General features: G+C 64.0%; 14 protein-coding genes and 1 tRNA gene. 9 read left to right on the top strand and 6 right to left on the bottom strand.

Annotation, left to right across the window (positions count from 1 at the left end):
* Positions 1-647, top strand: a 647-nt coding sequence (locus tag NKJ72_RS30255) for an ABC transporter ATP-binding protein (RefSeq protein ID WP_352480701.1), incomplete at its 5' end; no start/stop codon positions are given.
* Between the two features lie 312 nt (positions 648-959).
* On the opposite strand, the gene NKJ72_RS30250 is transcribed toward NKJ72_RS30255, so the two are convergent.
* Positions 960-2,459, bottom strand: a complete 1,500-nt coding sequence (locus NKJ72_RS30250; protein ID WP_352480700.1) for a helicase HerA domain-containing protein — start codon at positions 2,457-2,459, stop codon at positions 960-962.
* A gap of 420 nt (positions 2,460-2,879) precedes the next feature.
* Here NKJ72_RS30250 and NKJ72_RS30245 point away from each other — a divergent pair, with 420 nt between their 5' ends.
* Positions 2,880-3,296 carry a hypothetical protein gene (locus NKJ72_RS30245; protein ID WP_352480699.1) on the top strand — a complete coding sequence of 139 codons (417 nt, stop codon included), beginning with the start codon at positions 2,880-2,882 and terminating at the stop codon, positions 3,294-3,296.
* A 172-nt stretch (positions 3,297-3,468) separates the two neighbouring features.
* Here the strand turns inward: NKJ72_RS30245 and NKJ72_RS30240 are convergent.
* Both NKJ72_RS30240 and NKJ72_RS30235 read right to left on the bottom strand, forming a co-directional pair.
* Positions 3,469-3,544, bottom strand: a tRNA-Ala gene (locus NKJ72_RS30240).
* Between the two features lie 163 nt (positions 3,545-3,707).
* Positions 3,708-4,097, bottom strand: a complete 390-nt coding sequence (locus tag NKJ72_RS30235) for a TIGR02300 family protein (RefSeq protein ID WP_254816066.1) — start codon at positions 4,095-4,097, stop codon at positions 3,708-3,710.
* 194 nt (positions 4,098-4,291) lie between these two features.
* Between NKJ72_RS30235 and aroA the strand changes: the two genes are divergently transcribed.
* The 3 genes from aroA to rpsA all read left to right on the top strand — a co-directional run bounded on the left by aroA (position 4,292) and on the right by rpsA (position 8,483).
* Positions 4,292-5,650, top strand: a complete 1,359-nt coding sequence (aroA, locus tag NKJ72_RS30230; protein ID WP_352480698.1) for a 3-phosphoshikimate 1-carboxyvinyltransferase — start codon at positions 4,292-4,294, stop codon at positions 5,648-5,650.
* A 278-nt stretch (positions 5,651-5,928) separates the two neighbouring features.
* The gene (gene cmk / locus NKJ72_RS30225; protein WP_352480697.1) at positions 5,929-6,579 is read left to right on the top strand and encodes a (d)CMP kinase; all 651 of its coding nucleotides are present in this window, start codon (positions 5,929-5,931) and stop codon (positions 6,577-6,579) included.
* 206 nt (positions 6,580-6,785) lie between these two features.
* Complete coding sequence (gene rpsA / locus NKJ72_RS30220; RefSeq protein ID WP_023676278.1) at positions 6,786-8,483, top strand: 30S ribosomal protein S1; 1,698 nt, start codon at positions 6,786-6,788, stop codon at positions 8,481-8,483.
* Positions 8,484-8,584: 101 nt separating this feature from the next.
* Here rpsA and NKJ72_RS30215 read toward each other — a convergent pair whose 3' ends face one another.
* The 3 genes from NKJ72_RS30215 to NKJ72_RS30205 are packed head-to-tail and all read right to left on the bottom strand — an operon-like array spanning position 8,585 to position 11,775.
* Positions 8,585-9,292, bottom strand: coding sequence for an SDR family NAD(P)-dependent oxidoreductase (locus tag NKJ72_RS30215; protein ID WP_352480696.1), 708 nt, complete (start codon positions 9,290-9,292; stop codon positions 8,585-8,587).
* 57 nt (positions 9,293-9,349) lie between these two features.
* Entirely contained in the window at positions 9,350-10,930 is a 1,581-nt protein-coding gene (locus NKJ72_RS30210; protein WP_352480695.1) for a 5-guanidino-2-oxopentanoate decarboxylase, read from the bottom strand.
* The gene (locus tag NKJ72_RS30205) at positions 10,927-11,775 is read right to left on the bottom strand and encodes a dimethylarginine dimethylaminohydrolase family protein (RefSeq protein WP_352480702.1); all 849 of its coding nucleotides are present in this window, start codon (positions 11,773-11,775) and stop codon (positions 10,927-10,929) included. The genes NKJ72_RS30210 and NKJ72_RS30205 overlap by 4 nt, the downstream gene beginning before the upstream one ends.
* Before the next feature lie 217 nt (positions 11,776-11,992).
* Between NKJ72_RS30205 and NKJ72_RS30200 the strand changes: the two genes are divergently transcribed.
* The 4 genes from NKJ72_RS30200 to NKJ72_RS30185 form a co-directional block, all read left to right on the top strand.
* Entirely contained in the window at positions 11,993-12,802 is an 810-nt protein-coding gene (locus NKJ72_RS30200) for an ABC transporter ATP-binding protein (RefSeq protein ID WP_352480694.1), read from the top strand.
* Between the two features lie 55 nt (positions 12,803-12,857).
* Complete coding sequence (locus NKJ72_RS30195) at positions 12,858-13,652, top strand: transporter substrate-binding domain-containing protein (RefSeq protein ID WP_352480693.1); 795 nt, start codon at positions 12,858-12,860, stop codon at positions 13,650-13,652.
* A 126-nt stretch (positions 13,653-13,778) separates the two neighbouring features.
* Complete coding sequence (locus tag NKJ72_RS30190) at positions 13,779-14,510, top strand: ABC transporter permease (protein ID WP_254816058.1); 732 nt, start codon at positions 13,779-13,781, stop codon at positions 14,508-14,510.
* Positions 14,510-14,952: ABC transporter permease subunit (locus NKJ72_RS30185; protein ID WP_352480692.1), on the top strand; the 443-nt coding region annotated here is incomplete at its 3' end. The genes NKJ72_RS30190 and NKJ72_RS30185, both read left to right, overlap by 1 nt.

Genomic DNA, 14,952 nt, shown 5'->3' with positions numbered 1-14,952 from the left:
GGGTGGCGCTCGCTCGCGCCATCATCACCAAGCCGCGTGTGCTTCTGCTCGACGAGCCGCTCGGCGCTCTCGACAAAGCGCTGCGCGTCGGAATGCAGATCGAGCTCAAGCGCATCCAACGCGAGATCGGCATCACCACCATCTTCGTCACCCACGACCAGGAAGAAGCGCTGACGATGAGCGACCGCGTCGGCATTCTGCGCGACGGCAAGCTGGTGCAGGAAGGCCCGCCCGAGGAGATCTACAATCGGCCGAAGAGCGAGTTCGCCGCCACCTTCCTCGGCGATGCCAACATTTTTCGTGGCGAGAGCACAGGCAACGGCATCCGGCTGCCGGACGGCACGGCGATTTTCGCTGGATCTGGCGCCAACCTTGCCCCTGGTGCAAAGGCCAGTTGCGCCGTACGGCCCGAACGGATCCGCATCTTCACCGATGCTGCGGCTCCGGATACGGCCAGTGCGAACGTGCTGCGGGGGGAAGTGTCGAAACGCATCTTTGCCGGCAATAGCAGCACCTACTTCGTCGAACGTGGCGGACAGATACTGAAAGTCATCGTGCAGAACACCGGTGCTGACAAGCTGGCGGAGGGCCAGGAAGTGGTGCTGCGGTGGTCGCCGGAGAGTACCGTCCTGATGGCAGCGAGTTAGTCTAGCGGGCGGCCGTGCTAACGGGACGTTGCGTTACCTCCCCACCTCCTCTGCCCTACCGAACATTCGTCGCTCATCGTGAGCAAAGAAAACATCCACCGCCAGATATTGGCAGCACTAATTGACTGCGTTGGGTCCAGATCAGGACAAACCCTTTGCCGTGCAGACCGCCGGCTCACTCACATCTCGCACCAAGAAGCCGCCGGTCCACTTTCGGCCCAAACGCGACGTCTGAGCAATGCTTCGGCGATGACCGCTTTTGGCTTTGCTGCTGTTGAGCGACGCCAGCTTTCGCCCAAATCGCCCTCCCCATCATCCCACCAAACTGCCCTGCTCCACCTCCTCGGCATTCGGATCGCCCGGCGCCGTCGCCCAGGCCAGTTCGACCAGCGTCACCGTCCGCCTTCCGACCCCGTCGAGCTGGCAGACGATCAGCCCCTGCTCCTCGATATAGGTCAGCAGGCGCCGAGCGCGGCGTAGGGAGTGCGAGCCGTAGGCGCGGGCGATGGCCGCGTCGCTCGGGCAGGGCCACCCCTCCTTGGCCGCGCGGGCGATCATCATGAACACGCCCTGCATATCCTCGGGCAGCAGCGAGGCGCGCGCCGAGACATCTTGCCAGGCGTCATCGTCGGCCATGTCGGAGCCGAGGCCGGCGCGGGCGCGCGTCAGCATGCGGCGGAACGCGGGCAGGTCCGGCACGACCGAGGCGAGGCCCTCTATGCGGCAGCGGACCACGAACTCCTGATAGAGCACGCCGATGACGCGGAAGCCGGCATCTGGCTGCGCCAGTACGGCGCGCAGCACCCGGTCGACGCGCTCGCGCCGCTCCGCCAAATCCTCGGCGCTGATCGGCCGCTCCACCGCTTCGGGGCGGATTTCGAGCGCCGCCGATTTTGCCGCCATCAGCTGATCGAGCAGATCCGGCGACGACCGGCGCTGCGGCCGGACGGTTTCGGGCGGCGGGGCCGCCAGGATGATCGCGCGCGCGTCCTCCAGTCCCGATTCCGGCAGCGGCATCAGGCGCGGGGTCGCGTTGCGCGGGCTTGTATCGGTCGGGCCGATGCGCAAGCCGAGCGGGCGGCGCGACAGCGCCGGGCCGAGCGCCATGAACTGCCCGCGCTCGAGGTCGCGAAAGGCTTCCGCCTGGCGCCGCTCCATGCCGAGCAGGTCGGCCGCGCGCGCCATGTCGATATCGAGAAAGGTCCGGCCCATGAGGAAATTGGAAGCCTCGGCGGCGACGTTCTTGGCGAGCTTGGCCAGCCGCTGGGTGGCGATAATGCCGGCCAGCCCACGCTTGCGGCCACGGCACATCAGATTGGTCATGGCGCCGAGCGAGAGCTTACGCGCCTCGTCCGAAACCTCGCCGGCAACCGCCGGCGCGAACAGCTGCGCCTCGTCCACCACCACCAGCATCGGATACCAGTGGTCGCGGGCGACCTCGAAAAGCCCGCCGAGGAAGGCGGCGGCGCGCCGCATCTGGTTCTCGGCGTCGAGCCCCTCGAGATTGAGCACCGTGGAGACGCGGTGGATGCGCGCCCGCTCGCCGGCGCTCTGCAGGCCGCGCTCGGTATGCTCCTCGGCGTCGATCACCAGGTGGCCAAAACGGTTGCCCAGTGTCACGAAGTCGCCTTCGGGGTCGATGATGGTCTGCTGCACCCAGGGCGCACTCTGCTCCAAGAGCCGGCGCAGCAGGTGGGACTTGCCGGAGCCCGAATTGCCCTGCACCAAAAGGCGCGTCGCCAGCAGTTCCTCAAGATCCAGCGCCGCCGGGGCGCCTGCGCTCGTGTGGCCCATCTCGATCGCAACCGTCATGTCTTCGACTCTCCTTAAGGAGAGGGCTTATCAACGGGGTGGCAGCCCGTCGAGCGCCCATGGCAGAGCGCTCCGTGTTGCGCACAGGCTGGATGCTGCTCACGATCAAGGATCGTAGAGGATTGGAATGAAACGGGCCGTTTCGATTCGATAAGGAGGCGGTGCGGATGTTTCGCAGCCCTTATCCGGAGGTTGAGGTGGATCTCATCGGGATGAATTCGCCATTGCTGGAAAGAGCACTCGCCGCCAGCGAGATCTACCTCGGCATGCTGCATCCCCGCTCTCGACCCCGGAGCTGATCGTCCATGGCCTGCCCGACGAGCCGCTGGTGCTGGCGTCCGGCAACACACCGGCTTGCGGCTCGACTTTTACCGCTGTCGTGGCGCCATTCGCGAAACGACGAACAACAAAGCTCTCATAATGACTGTATCGATCACTATTTCTGTCGAACGGAACATCCTGGAAAAACTCTCGTTGGGTATAGATCGCGATCCAGCGATGCAACTCGATGGAGACACTAAGATGATGAAAATTCTCTCTGCATCCCTACTTGCTATCGGCCTGGCCACATCTGCCATGGCACAATCAACCGGTTCGGGAACTGGCGGAACTGGTATGAACGGCAATACCGGCGTCGACACGGGCACCGCCGGCAACAGCGGCAACAACGGGACCAGTACCACTACGCCGAACCAGATCGATCCGAATGCAACGAACGCCACCACGCCGCAGACAAACGGTATGGGGGACCGCTGCAAGGATACGGCAGGCAACGACACCGACAACAACACCCCAAGCGGCGCCATGACGTCGGATATGCAGAACTGCAACAAGTAACGGAGTCTTGCTCAGCGGTCGTTTCAGCCCGCTGCCTGGTCCAGACCGGGCACGGGCTCACCATTTTGGATGGACGGCGAGCCGAGGTCGGCTAGTTGTCTCAGCTAGGTCCGCGACAGATGGCGGCCAGCCCGGGACGGGCAGCCGTTCTGCTGATTTTCGCGGAGAGAACTGGTGGAGCCAATCGGAATCGAACCGACGACCTCTTGAATGCCATTCAAGCGCTCTCCCAACTGAGCTATGGCCCCACTCCGGCAGTTCGCCGGCGCCGTTTCCGGCGAAGAGATCCGGCGCGGGTTCTAGACCGCGCCGTTCGTGCAGGCGGCTTCTAACCCCGCCTTCAGTCAATATCAAGCCTTCAACGACCGCTTTTTCTAGGCGGCGCGGCGAAAGCCGGCGAATGCGGTTCGCTCAGACTTCGTCGTCGTCGTCGCCGACGCCGATCATGTCGGCAACGTCATCGTCTTCTTCCTCCTCGTCGGCGAGGAATGTGTCATCCTCATCATCGCCAAGGTCGACGTCGTCCTCGTCATCGGCGAGATCGGGAAGCTCGTCGGCCTTCGCGTCCTCGTCCGCCTCTTCGAGCGAGACGACCTCGACGCCCTCTTCCTCCTCGGCGTCCACTTCCTTTTCGGCAACTTCCTCTTCTTCCTCGAGGGCGGCGATCTTGCCTTCTTCGAAATAGGAGCGCGGATAGCTCTTGCCCGTATAAGGCGAGACGATCGGGTCCTTGTTCAAGTCATAGAATTTTCGACCCGTCTCCGGGTCGATGCGTTTGGTGCCAAGTTCGGGTTTTGCCACAGCAAGCCTCGTCGATGAAAGTTTGGTCCCCTTAACCAGAGTTTACGGCGCTGTCAAAGCGAAAAGCCGGCGTCCCAAAAAGCGTGAATTCGATGGCCTTCGTACCAAAGGGATGACCATTTCGGTCCGCCATGGTAGGAGACCGCGCAAACCAGAAGAAAATAGCCGGGCGCCGGCGTTTCCAGGAAAGAACCATGTCGCACGCTGCTGCCCCGAAACAGGCCACCGCCCGCAAATCATCTGGCCTTTCAGGTGCGGCACGGGTGCCGGGCGACAAGTCGATCTCGCACCGCTCGTTCATGTTCGGTGGCCTGGCCTCTGGCGAAACCCGCATCACCGGACTGCTGGAAGGCGAGGACGTAATGCGTACGGGCGCTGCCATGAAGGCGATGGGCGCTCATATCGAGAAGCATGGCACCGAATGGGTGATCCGCGGCACCGGCAATGGCGCGCTGCTGCAGCCGGAAGGCCCACTCGATTTCGGCAATGCCGGCACGGGCTCCCGCCTCACCATGGGCCTGGTCGGCACCTATGACATGGAAACCACCTTCGTCGGCGACGCCTCGCTGTCCGGCCGGCCGATGGGCCGCGTGCTCGAGCCGCTGCGCCAGATGGGCGTGCAGGTGCTGAAGGCGACGCCTGGCGATCGCATGCCGATCACGCTGCACGGGCCTAAGCACGCCGCGCCGATCACCTACCGCGTGCCGATGGCATCGGCACAAGTCAAGTCGGCGGTGCTGCTGGCTGGGCTGAACACGCCGGGCATCACCACCGTCATCGAGCCGGTGATGACGCGCGATCACACCGAAAAGATGCTCAAGGGATTCGGCGCCAATCTGTCGGTCGAGACCGACGAGCGCGGCGTGCGCCACATTTTCATCGAAGGCCAGGGGAAGCTCACCGGGCAGACCATCGCGGTGCCAGGCGACCCCTCCTCGGCGGGCTTTCCACTGGTGGCGGCGCTGATCGTGCCGGGCTCGGACATTACAATCGAAAACGTGCTGATGAACCCGACCCGCACCGGACTTCTGTTGACGCTGCAGGAAATGGGCGCGCGCATCGACATAATCGACCCGCGCAACGAAGGCGGCGAGGACGTCGCCGACCTGCGCGTGCGCTATTCCGAGCTGAAGGGCGTCACCGTGCCGCCCGAACGGGCGCCGACCATGATCGACGAGTATCCGGTGCTTGCCGTGGCGGCGAGCTTCGCCGAGGGCGAAACGCTCATGCTCGGGCTGGAAGAGCTTCGGGTGAAGGAATCCGACCGGCTGTCGGCGGTCGCCAACGGGCTAACGCTCAACGGCGTCGACTGCACCGAGGGCGAGGCCTCGCTTGTCGTGCGTGGAAAGCCGGGCGGCAAGGGCCTCGGCCAGCACCCCAACGGACAAGGCACCATCGTCCAGACCCACCTCGACCACCGCATCGCCATGAGTTTTCTGGTGATGGGGCTGGCGACGGAAAAACCTGTGACCATCGACGACCAGGCGATGATTGCTACGAGCTTTCCGGAATTCATGGGGCTGATGAAAGGGCTGGGGGCGGAGATTGAGTGACAGTTGATGGCAATCGCAAACCTTGGAGATTGGGCGCCAACATCCTCCCCTTCGTCATCCTGGGGCGAAGCAAGGAGCGAAGCGACGCGGCGAAGGCCCCAGGATCCATGCCGTGACGTCAGAGCATCGCAACGGTGCAGAATTCTGGTTCACAGCATTCTTCGGCTGATGTTACGGCATGGATCCCAGGGTCTTCGCTCCGCTACGCGATCGCTGCGCCCTGGGATGACGAAGGCGCGGTGGCCTGTTGCCAAGTGGACAAAGGCGGCAGGCAGCCGATGAGCACCCCCTTCAGCATCGCCATCGACGGCCCCGCCGGCGCCGGCAAGGGCACGCTGGCCCGACGGCTCGCCGATCACTATCGGCTGAACCTGCTCGACACCGGCCTTACCTATCGCGCGGTGGCGCATGCGCTGCTCCGGCTCGGCCTGCCGCTCGACAATGTTTCGGCCGCTGAAACCGCGGCCCGGCAGGTCGATCCGGCAAAGCTCGACCGCGCAGTGCTTTCGGCACACGCCGTTGGCGAGGCGGCTTCGAAAGTGGCAGTGATCCCGTCGGTGCGGCGCATCCTGGTAGAGAAACAGCGTGACTTCGCAAGAACACCGCCTGGCGCGGTGCTCGACGGCCGCGACATCGGCACCGTCGTCTGTCCCGATGCCGACGTAAAACTCTATGTCACGGCCAGTGCCGAGGTGCGGGCAAAGCGGCGGCTGGATGAAATCGAGAGCATCGGCGGCACTGCCAATTTTGACGAAATCCTTGCCGATATCGTGCGCCGCGACGAGCGCGACATGGGCCGCGTGGACTCGCCATTGAAGCCGGCCGTCGACGCGCACTTGCTCGACACGTCGGAAATGGCTATAGAAGCCGCGTTTCTGGCAGCACGGGCGATCATCGACGACGTCCTGGCCAAGAGAAACAAAGCCTGAGCCTGGGTTTTCCTGCCGCCGCCGATTGCCGGCGACAAAAAGAATTCCCATATCGGGCGTGAACCAGCCTGCCAGCATTCTTCATGCGCCGGAATTGCCGCTCAAAGGCGGCCAAGGGCTTTTTGCCCGGAACGCCGGCAGGCCAACGCAACGCTAACCCACGGCGCCGGCCCCGCGACAGATTGCGGGGCATTCCAGGAGAAACTATGTCAGTTGCAAATCCCACTCGCGATGATTTCGCGAGCCTGCTCGAAGAATCATTTTCCGCCGGCCATTCCGGCGAAGGCCAAGTCGTCAAGGGCATCATCACTGCCATTGAGAAGGACATGGCCATCATCGACGTCGGCCTCAAGGTCGAAGGCCGCGTGCCGCTGAAGGAATTCGGCGTCAAGGGCAAGGACACGACGCTCAAGGTCGGCGACACGGTCGAGGTCTATGTCGAGCGTATCGAGAACGCGCTTGGCGAAGCCATGCTGTCGCGTGAAAAGGCCCGCCGCGAAGAGAGCTGGGTCCGTCTCGAAGAGAAGTTCACCAAGGGCGAACGCGTCGAAGGCGTCATCTTCAACCAGGTCAAGGGCGGCTTCACCGTCGACCTCGACGGCGCCGTGGCCTTCCTGCCGCGCAGCCAGGTCGACATCCGCCCGATCCGCGACGTCTCGCCGCTGATGCACAACCCGCAGCCCTTCGAGATCCTCAAGATGGATCGCCGCCGCGGCAACATCGTGGTGTCGCGCCGCACCGTGCTCGAGGAAAGCCGCGCCGAACAGCGTTCGGAAATCGTGCAGAACCTCGAAGAGGGCCAGGTAGTCGAAGGCGTCGTCAAGAACATCACCGACTATGGTGCGTTCGTCGACCTCGGCGGCATCGATGGGCTGCTGCACGTCACCGACATGGCCTGGCGCCGCGTCAACCATCCGACCGAAATCCTCAACATCGGCCAGACGGTCAAGGTGCAGATCATCCGCATCAACCAGGAAACCCACCGCATCTCGCTCGGCATGAAGCAGCTCGAGAGCGATCCGTGGTCCGAGATCGGCACCAAGTTCCCGATCGGCAAGAAGATCAAGGGTACCGTCACCAACATCACCGACTACGGCGCGTTCGTCGAGCTGGAGCCGGGCATCGAAGGCCTCATCCACGTTTCGGAAATGTCGTGGACCAAGAAGAACGTGCATCCCGGCAAGATCCTGTCGACGACGCAGGAAGTCGACGTGGTGGTGCTCGAAGTCGATCCGGCCAAGCGCCGCATCTCGCTCGGCCTCAAGCAGACGCTGGAAAACCCGTGGGAAGCCTTCGCGCGCAGCCATCCGGTCGGAAGCCAGGTTGAGGGCGAGGTCAAGAACAAGACCGAGTTCGGCCTGTTCATCGGCCTCGAAGGCGACGTCGACGGCATGGTCCACCTTTCCGACCTCGACTGGACCCGTCCGGGCGAGCAGGTGATCGAGGAGTACAATCGCGGCGACATGGTCAAGGCGCAGGTGCTCGACGTCGATATCGACAAGGAACGCATCTCGCTCGGCATCAAGCAGTTGGCCAAGGATACGGTCGGCGAGGCAGCGACGTCAGGCGAACTGCGCAAGAACGCAGTCGTCACCTGCGAGGTTATCGGCGTGAAGGATGGCGGTCTGGAAGTGCGGCTGGTCGACAGCGGCATCGAGACCTTCATCAAGCGCTCCGACCTCAGCCGTGACCGCGACGAGCAGCGCCCCGAGCGCTTCACCGTCGGCCAGAAGGTCGACGCCCGCGTCATCGCCTTCGACAAGAAGACCCGCAAACTGCAGGTCTCCATCAAGGCGCTGGAAATCGCCGAAGAGAAGGAAGCGGTCGCCCAATACGGTTCGACCGACTCCGGCGCTTCACTGGGCGACATCCTTGGCGCCGCGCTGAAGAAGCAGGGCAGCTAAGCCAACACCGCGCTTCGCGCGGGTTATAAACGAAACAAGAGAGCCCCGCCGGAACGATCAGGCGGGGCTTTTGCTTGTGATCTTTGCGACGGACCGCAGGCTCAGGCCCTGCCGTAAAGCGGCACCAGCGTGCCGCTGATGGCCATGTTGGCCGGCGAGGCGAGATAGGCAATGGCCTCGGCGGCCGCTTCAAGGCTGACCCATCTGCTGAAATCTGCGTTCGGCATGTCAGCCCGGTTGGCCGGCGTGTCGAGCGTCGAGGGCGCCACGGCGTTGACCAGAATGCCGTTGCCCTTCAGCTCTTCGGCCATCGCCACGGTCATCGCGGCGACTGCCGCCTTGGCGGCGGCGTAGGCCACCTTGCCGGAGCCGCGCCGCGGATCGAGCCCGGCTCGCGCGGTGACATTGACGATGCGGCCCGGCACGGAAGATTCCAGCATCGAGCGTATCGCCGCGCGGCAGCACAGGAAGGTGGTGCGGGCGTTGGTGTCCATCATCTCGGCGAAGGAGGCAGGCTCGATCTTCTCGACCGGCGCGGCGGTGAAGCCGCCGGCCAGATGCACCGATGCCCATAAATTCGGAACGCTGGCATAGAAGGCGTCGACCTTGGCAGGGTCGGCGAGGTCGACGTTATGGGCCAGCCTGACGCGGTCATGCGCCGGGAAGGGGAAATGTGCAGGCGCGGCAGCGTGAGCGTTGGGCACATGGCAGATCGCGCCCTGCTCCAGCAGGTTCCCTACGACCGCGCCGCCAAGGGCACCGGTGCCGCCGGTCACCACGATATGTCTGCCGTCCAGTGTTTCCGTCATATTCGACCGCTCCGTCATTGCGCGCCGCCGATGCCGAAGGTCGCGCCTTTCGCGCGATCACTCAACCAAAATCTCGATGACGTAAGGTCTTCCAGTCGCCCGCGCGCGCCCAAGCGCGTCCGCCAAGCCGCCGGCGCCGGAAATCCGCTCGGCGGCAATGCCGTAGGCTTCGGCCAATTTGCAGAAATCCGGCGGTGCCGGGGAGACGCCGACCGGCTCGACGCCGACGTCGAGCATCGAGGTTTCGATCTCGCGGTAGCCGCGATTGTTCCAGACGGCGAAGATCACCGGCGCCGCAGCGTCGAGCGCGGCGCCCAGTTCCGGCAGGGTGAACTGGAAGCCGCCGTCGCCGGTGAGGCAAACGACCGGCGCCTCAGGCCTGGCAAGGACGGCGCCGATCGCCGCCGGCGGGCCATAGCCGAGCGCGCCGAAGCCGGTGGCCGCGTTGAACCAGCCGCCCGGCCGGTCATGATCGTAATAGAGGTTGGCGGCGTAGACCGGCTGGGTCGAATCGCCGACGATGATCGCGCCAGGCAGCGCATCGCGGATCGTCTCGACGGCGCGCAGTTGCGCCTGCATAGCCGGGCCGATCTCGGCAAAGGCCGCTTGCCGCGTCGCGGCGGCGCGAGCGGCGCCGTCGACCGATTGCGCCTGGCCCGTGCCGAGTTCGGCACCCAGCGCCTCGAGCGCTGCACCGCAATCGGCCTGGATCGAAATCCGGGCCGGCCGGCGGGCAAGCTGGTCGGCGCCGATGTCGATGCGGATCAGATTGGCAGGCAGGACAAAACCGCCGTCGCCATAGCCATCATAGTCGGTCGGACCGAATTCGGTGCCGGCGGCAATGACCAGATCGGCGCCGGCCATCAGCGCACGCACCGCCTTCAGGCTGGGGCTGGCCGGCACGCCAAGCGGATGGCGATAGAGCAGGCCGCGCGCATTGGCGGTCTGGACGACCGGCGCTCCCAACCTCTCGGCAAGGCGCTGCAACGGCGCTTCGGCCGCTTTGGCGCCGCCGCCGGCCAGGATAAGCGGCCGGCGGGCAGACGCGCACAGCCTTGCCGCCCCGGCAATTGCCGCCACATCCGGCTCGGGCGGCGCTGAATTCCGCAGCAGCGGCACGATGCCGTTGGCAGGCAGGCTCATGACATCGGTCGGGATCTCGATATGCACCGGACCCGGACGCGAGGATGAAAACAGCGCAAAGGCGCGGGCGAGCACGCCGGGCAGCTCGCCGGCGTCGGTGACACGGTGCGAAAACAGCGCCACCTTCTCCATCATGCCACGCTGGTCTGGCAGTTCATGCAGATGGCCAAGGCCTTTGCCAAGCGTCGGTGTGGCGTTGACGCCCGAGATTACCAGCATCGGCACCGAATCGGCGCGCGCCTGGCCCATGGCGGTGATGGTGTTGGTCAGCCCCGGCCCGGTGATGACGAAGGCGATGCCCGGCCTGCCGCTGGCGCGCGCATAGCCGTCAGCCATGAAGCCGGCGCCCTGCTCGTGGCGCGGCGTGACGTGACGGATGTTCGACCGCGCAAGCCCGCCATAGAGCTCGACCGTGTGTACGCCGGGAATGCCGAAGACTGTGTCGACGCCGTGCGCTTCGAGCAAGGTGATGAGCGCTTCGCCGATGGTCGTCATTGTCTTAGCACCGGGCGTGTGAGGCAGGTCGGGCCGCCCTCGCAGGCAATGCACAGCGCATCGGCCTCGAATGTCGAGACCGTACAGCCAGCGGCCTGCATGGCAGCCGCCGTCTTCGGAAAACCGGCAACGGCGATAACCTGGCGCGGCGCGGTCGGCAGGACGTTGAGGCTGAGCCCATTCGAGGCGAAGAATTCGTCGGCGTCGCCCTCGACCAGCCGAATGCCGCGTTCGCGCAGCATCTGGTGGAAGGCGACCGGCAGGAGGGGCGCATAGACCAGCGCCAGATCGTCGGCGAGCGGGCTGATCACCGACATCAGGTGCAGGCAGGCCTCCTCGCCTTGCCAGAGCGGCAGGTCGAAGCCGTAGACCTGGATACCCTTGGGCGAAAGCAGGTTGGAGAGCTGCTGGATGCCGAGCTGATTGGTGCGCACGCCGCGGCCGACGGCCAGCGTGTTTGCATCCACCCACACGCAGTCGCCGCCCTCGACCTGGCCGGGAGCGTCGATACGACCGAGGATGGGGATGCCCATGCGCCCATAGGCTGCCTCGTGCAGGCCTGGCTCGGGCCGGCGCAGCGCCTTGCCCATAGCGAGGATAACCGCGCCGTGGTCGGTCATCAGCGAGGGATCGTGGGTGAAGACCGAATCGGCAAGCCCGTCATCGGCGTCGCTCAGCCATTCGATTTCGGCGCCTGAGACAGAAATCAGCCTGGCCAGCGCATCATGCTGGGCCGCCGCTTTTTGCGGATCGAAGCCGGGGCCATAGTGCCAATCCAGCGCTTCGGCCCGACGCATGGCGCTGGCGGCGGAGCGCATCAGCACGCGCTGCAGCGTCCCGGCCATCGACTGCGACCCGTATGCTTTGCCCACTAAATTCTCCTGAAATGCGCCCCTCCTGCCAATAGCCACTCGGCAGGCGGTGATCAATGGTCCAAAAACTGCGGTTGACGGAGGCAAGCGGAACGGTCCATCTTGAGAATCGGAACGCTGTCCAGTGACGGGTAATGGGTAAAAAATTCCAGCAAGGACTGCCTCGGTCGCTCCGCGGGGCGCCGCGACGATGACAGCGCCGGTCACCGCCCTGAAGCATCAGGCGCAAAACGGCGCTGCCGAAGCCATCCACGTCGAGAACCTGCACAAGAATTTCGGCAACCTGCACGTACTGAAGGGCGTTTCGCTGTCGGCGCGCGACGGCGAGGTGATCGCGATCATCGGCGGCTCAGGCTCGGGCAAATCCACGCTGCTGCGCTGCATCAACTGCCTGGAGAACCCGACCAGCGGCATCATCCGCGTCAATGGCGAGCAGATCCGGTTGAAGGCCGACAGCCACGGCCACACCGTGCCCGCCGACCGCAAGCAGATCGAACGCATCCGCTCCAAGCTCGGCATGGTCTTCCAGAACTTCAATCTGTGGAGCCACATGACGTTGATCGAGAACGTCATCGAGGTTCCCGTGCATGTGCTCGGCGTCAAGCGCGATGTGGCGATCGGCGAGGCGGAAAAGCTGCTCGCCCGCGTCGGCCTTGCCGAAAAACGCGACGTCTATCCCGCCTATCTGTCGGGCGGCCAACAACAGCGCGCCGCGATCGCCAGGGCGCTGGCCATCAATCCGCGCGTCATGCTGTTCGATGAGCCGACCTCGGCGCTCGACCCGGAGCTGGTCGGTGAGGTGCTGAAGGTGATCGGCGACCTGGCGCGCGAAGGTCGCACCATGGTGCTGGTCACCCATGAGATGAAGTTTGCCCGCGAGGTCGCGACGCATGTCGTCTACCTCCATAACGGGCTGGTCGAGGAACAAGGGCCGCCGGAACAGGTTTTCGGCGCACCCAGATCCGAAAGACTGAAGCAGTTTCTGCGCAATGTTGGATGACTTGCGAGAAAAGCAGACGGGAACGTCAAAGCAAAAAACGGGAGAACTGAAAGAAATGAAACCTTTTCTCAAAACGGTGCTCGCGGCCACGCTGATCGCATTGTCGGGTGCATTTTCGGCAAGCGCGGAACAGATCAAGGTGGGATTTTCGCCTGAAGCCTATCCGCCGTTTTACTCGCAGGATGCCTCCGGCAAGTGGGGCGGCTGGGAAGTCGACATCGTCAACGCCATCTGCGCCGAAGCCAAGCTGGATTGCGTACTGACGCCAGTCCCATGGGACGGCCTTATCCCGGCGCTTAAAACCAAGAAGATCGATGCAATCATGAATTCGATGTCCATTACCGACGAACGCAAGAAGGAAATCGACTTCTCCGACAAATATTATAACACGCCGACCGCGGTGATCGGGGCCAAGGATCAGAAATTCGATGCGACGCCGGAGGGGCTGAAGGGCAAGATAGTCGGCGTTCAGGCCTCCACGGTGCACGCCGCCTACGCCAAGAAGCACTTCACCGACGCTGCGGAAATCAAGGAATACCAGACGCAGGACGAGGCAAATCAGGATCTCGCCGCCGGCCGGATCGATGCCACCCAGGCCGATTCGATCGCGCTCGACGCATTTTTGAAGTCGGATCAAGGCAAAGCGTGCTGCGACCTCAAGGGTTATGTCGCACCGGACCTGGAAGTGCTCGGGCCTGGCGTCGGCGCCGGCGTACGCCAAGGCGACACCGAGCTCAAGGATAAGCTCAATGCCGCAATCAAGGCCATCCGAGCCAATGGCAAGTATGCCGAAATCACCAGGAAGTACTTCGACTTCGACATCTACGGCGGCGAGTCGCAGTCCAACTGACGGCAGCGGCATCAAGCCGGGCAGGCCTAGCCGCCATCGTCGCGATGGCACGTCCGGCTTGATACATCATTGGCGCCTCAACCCGGAAGTCCAGGGGGACATAAGCTGAGCGACGTTCTCGCCACCATGTTCGGAGCCAGTTCGCTGGAATTGCTGTCCTTCGAACCGCCGAACGGCAGGGGTCTCAACCTTCTGCACGGGCTGGCAAACTCGGTCGGAATTGCCTTCGGTTCCTTTGGGGTGGGTCTTGTGATCGGCGTCGGCGGCGCCTATGGCAAGCTCTATGGCGGGCCGGTGGTCCGTGACCTGCTGGAAGTCTACACCACAGTGGTCCGCGCCGTGCCCGAGTTGGTCCTGATCCTGCTGCTTTATTTCGCTGGTACCGACCTCATCAACCAGTTGCTTACCGCGCTCGGCTATGCCGCGATCGATATCAACGGGGTTGTGGCCGGCATAGGTGTGCTCGGGGTCGTGCAGGGCGCCTACTCCACCGAAGTCTTGCGCGGCGCGATCCGCGCCATTCCGCAAGGCCAGATCGAAGCCGCCCGGGCGTATGGAATGCCTCCCGGCCTGCTTCTCAGGCGTATAACGCTGCCGGCGATGCTGCCCTTCGCCATTCCGGGGTTGGCAAATCTGTGGCTGATCGCCACCAAGGACACCGCGCTTCTCGCGATCGTCGGCGTCAATGAACTGACCCAAACCACACGGACGGCAGCCGGCGCGACGAAGGCTTATTTCACCTTCTTCATGGCGGCGGGCGCGCTCTATCTCGTCCTGACCCTCGTCTCCAACATCGCTATCGGGCGCGTTGAGCGCTGGGCACGACGCGGCATGCCCTCGATCGCGGGATCGCATTGATGGCCGCCGAAACTCCGGTCATTGACGCCGCCGCACGGGCCTCGCTGTGGATGCAGCCGCACCGCATAGCGCTGATCCTGATCGCGCTGGTTGTCGTAGTGGCATCGATTTTCCTCATGCGCTGGGATTGGCTGCCCGCCTATCTGCCGCTGGCTTTGCAAGGCATATGGCGGACCATCTGGCTGCTCGTGGTAACGTCGGTGCTGGGCATCGCGCTGGCCATTCCCCTCGGCCTTGCGCAGGTGATCGGCCCGCCGATCTTGAGTGTGCCGGCCAAGGTGTTCTGCACGATTATTCGCGGCACGCCGCTGCTGCTCCAGCTCTGGCTGCTCTACTACGGACTGGGTTCGCTGTTTCCGCAATTTCCTTGGATACGCGAGTCGTTCCTCTGGCCCATTCTAAGGCAGGCATGGCCCTACGCCGTTCTTTCTCTGACGATCTC

The sequence above is a fragment of the Mesorhizobium sp. M0045 genome (assembly GCF_040323385.1).
Classification (GTDB): domain Bacteria; phylum Pseudomonadota; class Alphaproteobacteria; order Rhizobiales; family Rhizobiaceae; genus Mesorhizobium.
The sequence above is the reverse complement of the archived record's forward strand: the minus strand, read 5'-3'. Positions and strand labels throughout refer to the sequence as shown.

Bases quoted from the DNA above. Each gene is read 5' to 3' on its own strand.
- NKJ72_RS30250 (WP_352480700.1), bottom strand. From the start codon at position 2,459: ATGACGGTTGCGATCGAGATGGGCCACACGAGCGCAGGCGCCCCGGCG.
- NKJ72_RS30245 (WP_352480699.1), top strand. From the start codon at position 2,880: ATGACTGTATCGATCACTATTTCTGTCGAACGGAACATCCTGGAAAAA.
- aroA (WP_352480698.1), top strand. From the start codon at position 4,292: ATGTCGCACGCTGCTGCCCCGAAACAGGCCACCGCCCGCAAATCATCT.
- cmk (WP_352480697.1), top strand. From the start codon at position 5,929: ATGAGCACCCCCTTCAGCATCGCCATCGACGGCCCCGCCGGCGCCGGC.
- rpsA (WP_023676278.1), top strand. From the start codon at position 6,786: ATGTCAGTTGCAAATCCCACTCGCGATGATTTCGCGAGCCTGCTCGAA.
- NKJ72_RS30215 (WP_352480696.1), bottom strand. From the start codon at position 9,292: ATGACGGAAACACTGGACGGCAGACATATCGTGGTGACCGGCGGCACC.
- NKJ72_RS30210 (WP_352480695.1), bottom strand. From the start codon at position 10,930: ATGACGACCATCGGCGAAGCGCTCATCACCTTGCTCGAAGCGCACGGC.
- NKJ72_RS30205 (WP_352480702.1), bottom strand. From the start codon at position 11,775: ATGGCCGGGACGCTGCAGCGCGTGCTGATGCGCTCCGCCGCCAGCGCC.
- NKJ72_RS30200 (WP_352480694.1), top strand. From the start codon at position 11,993: ATGACAGCGCCGGTCACCGCCCTGAAGCATCAGGCGCAAAACGGCGCT.
- NKJ72_RS30195 (WP_352480693.1), top strand. From the start codon at position 12,858: ATGAAACCTTTTCTCAAAACGGTGCTCGCGGCCACGCTGATCGCATTG.
- NKJ72_RS30190 (WP_254816058.1), top strand. From the start codon at position 13,779: ATGTTCGGAGCCAGTTCGCTGGAATTGCTGTCCTTCGAACCGCCGAAC.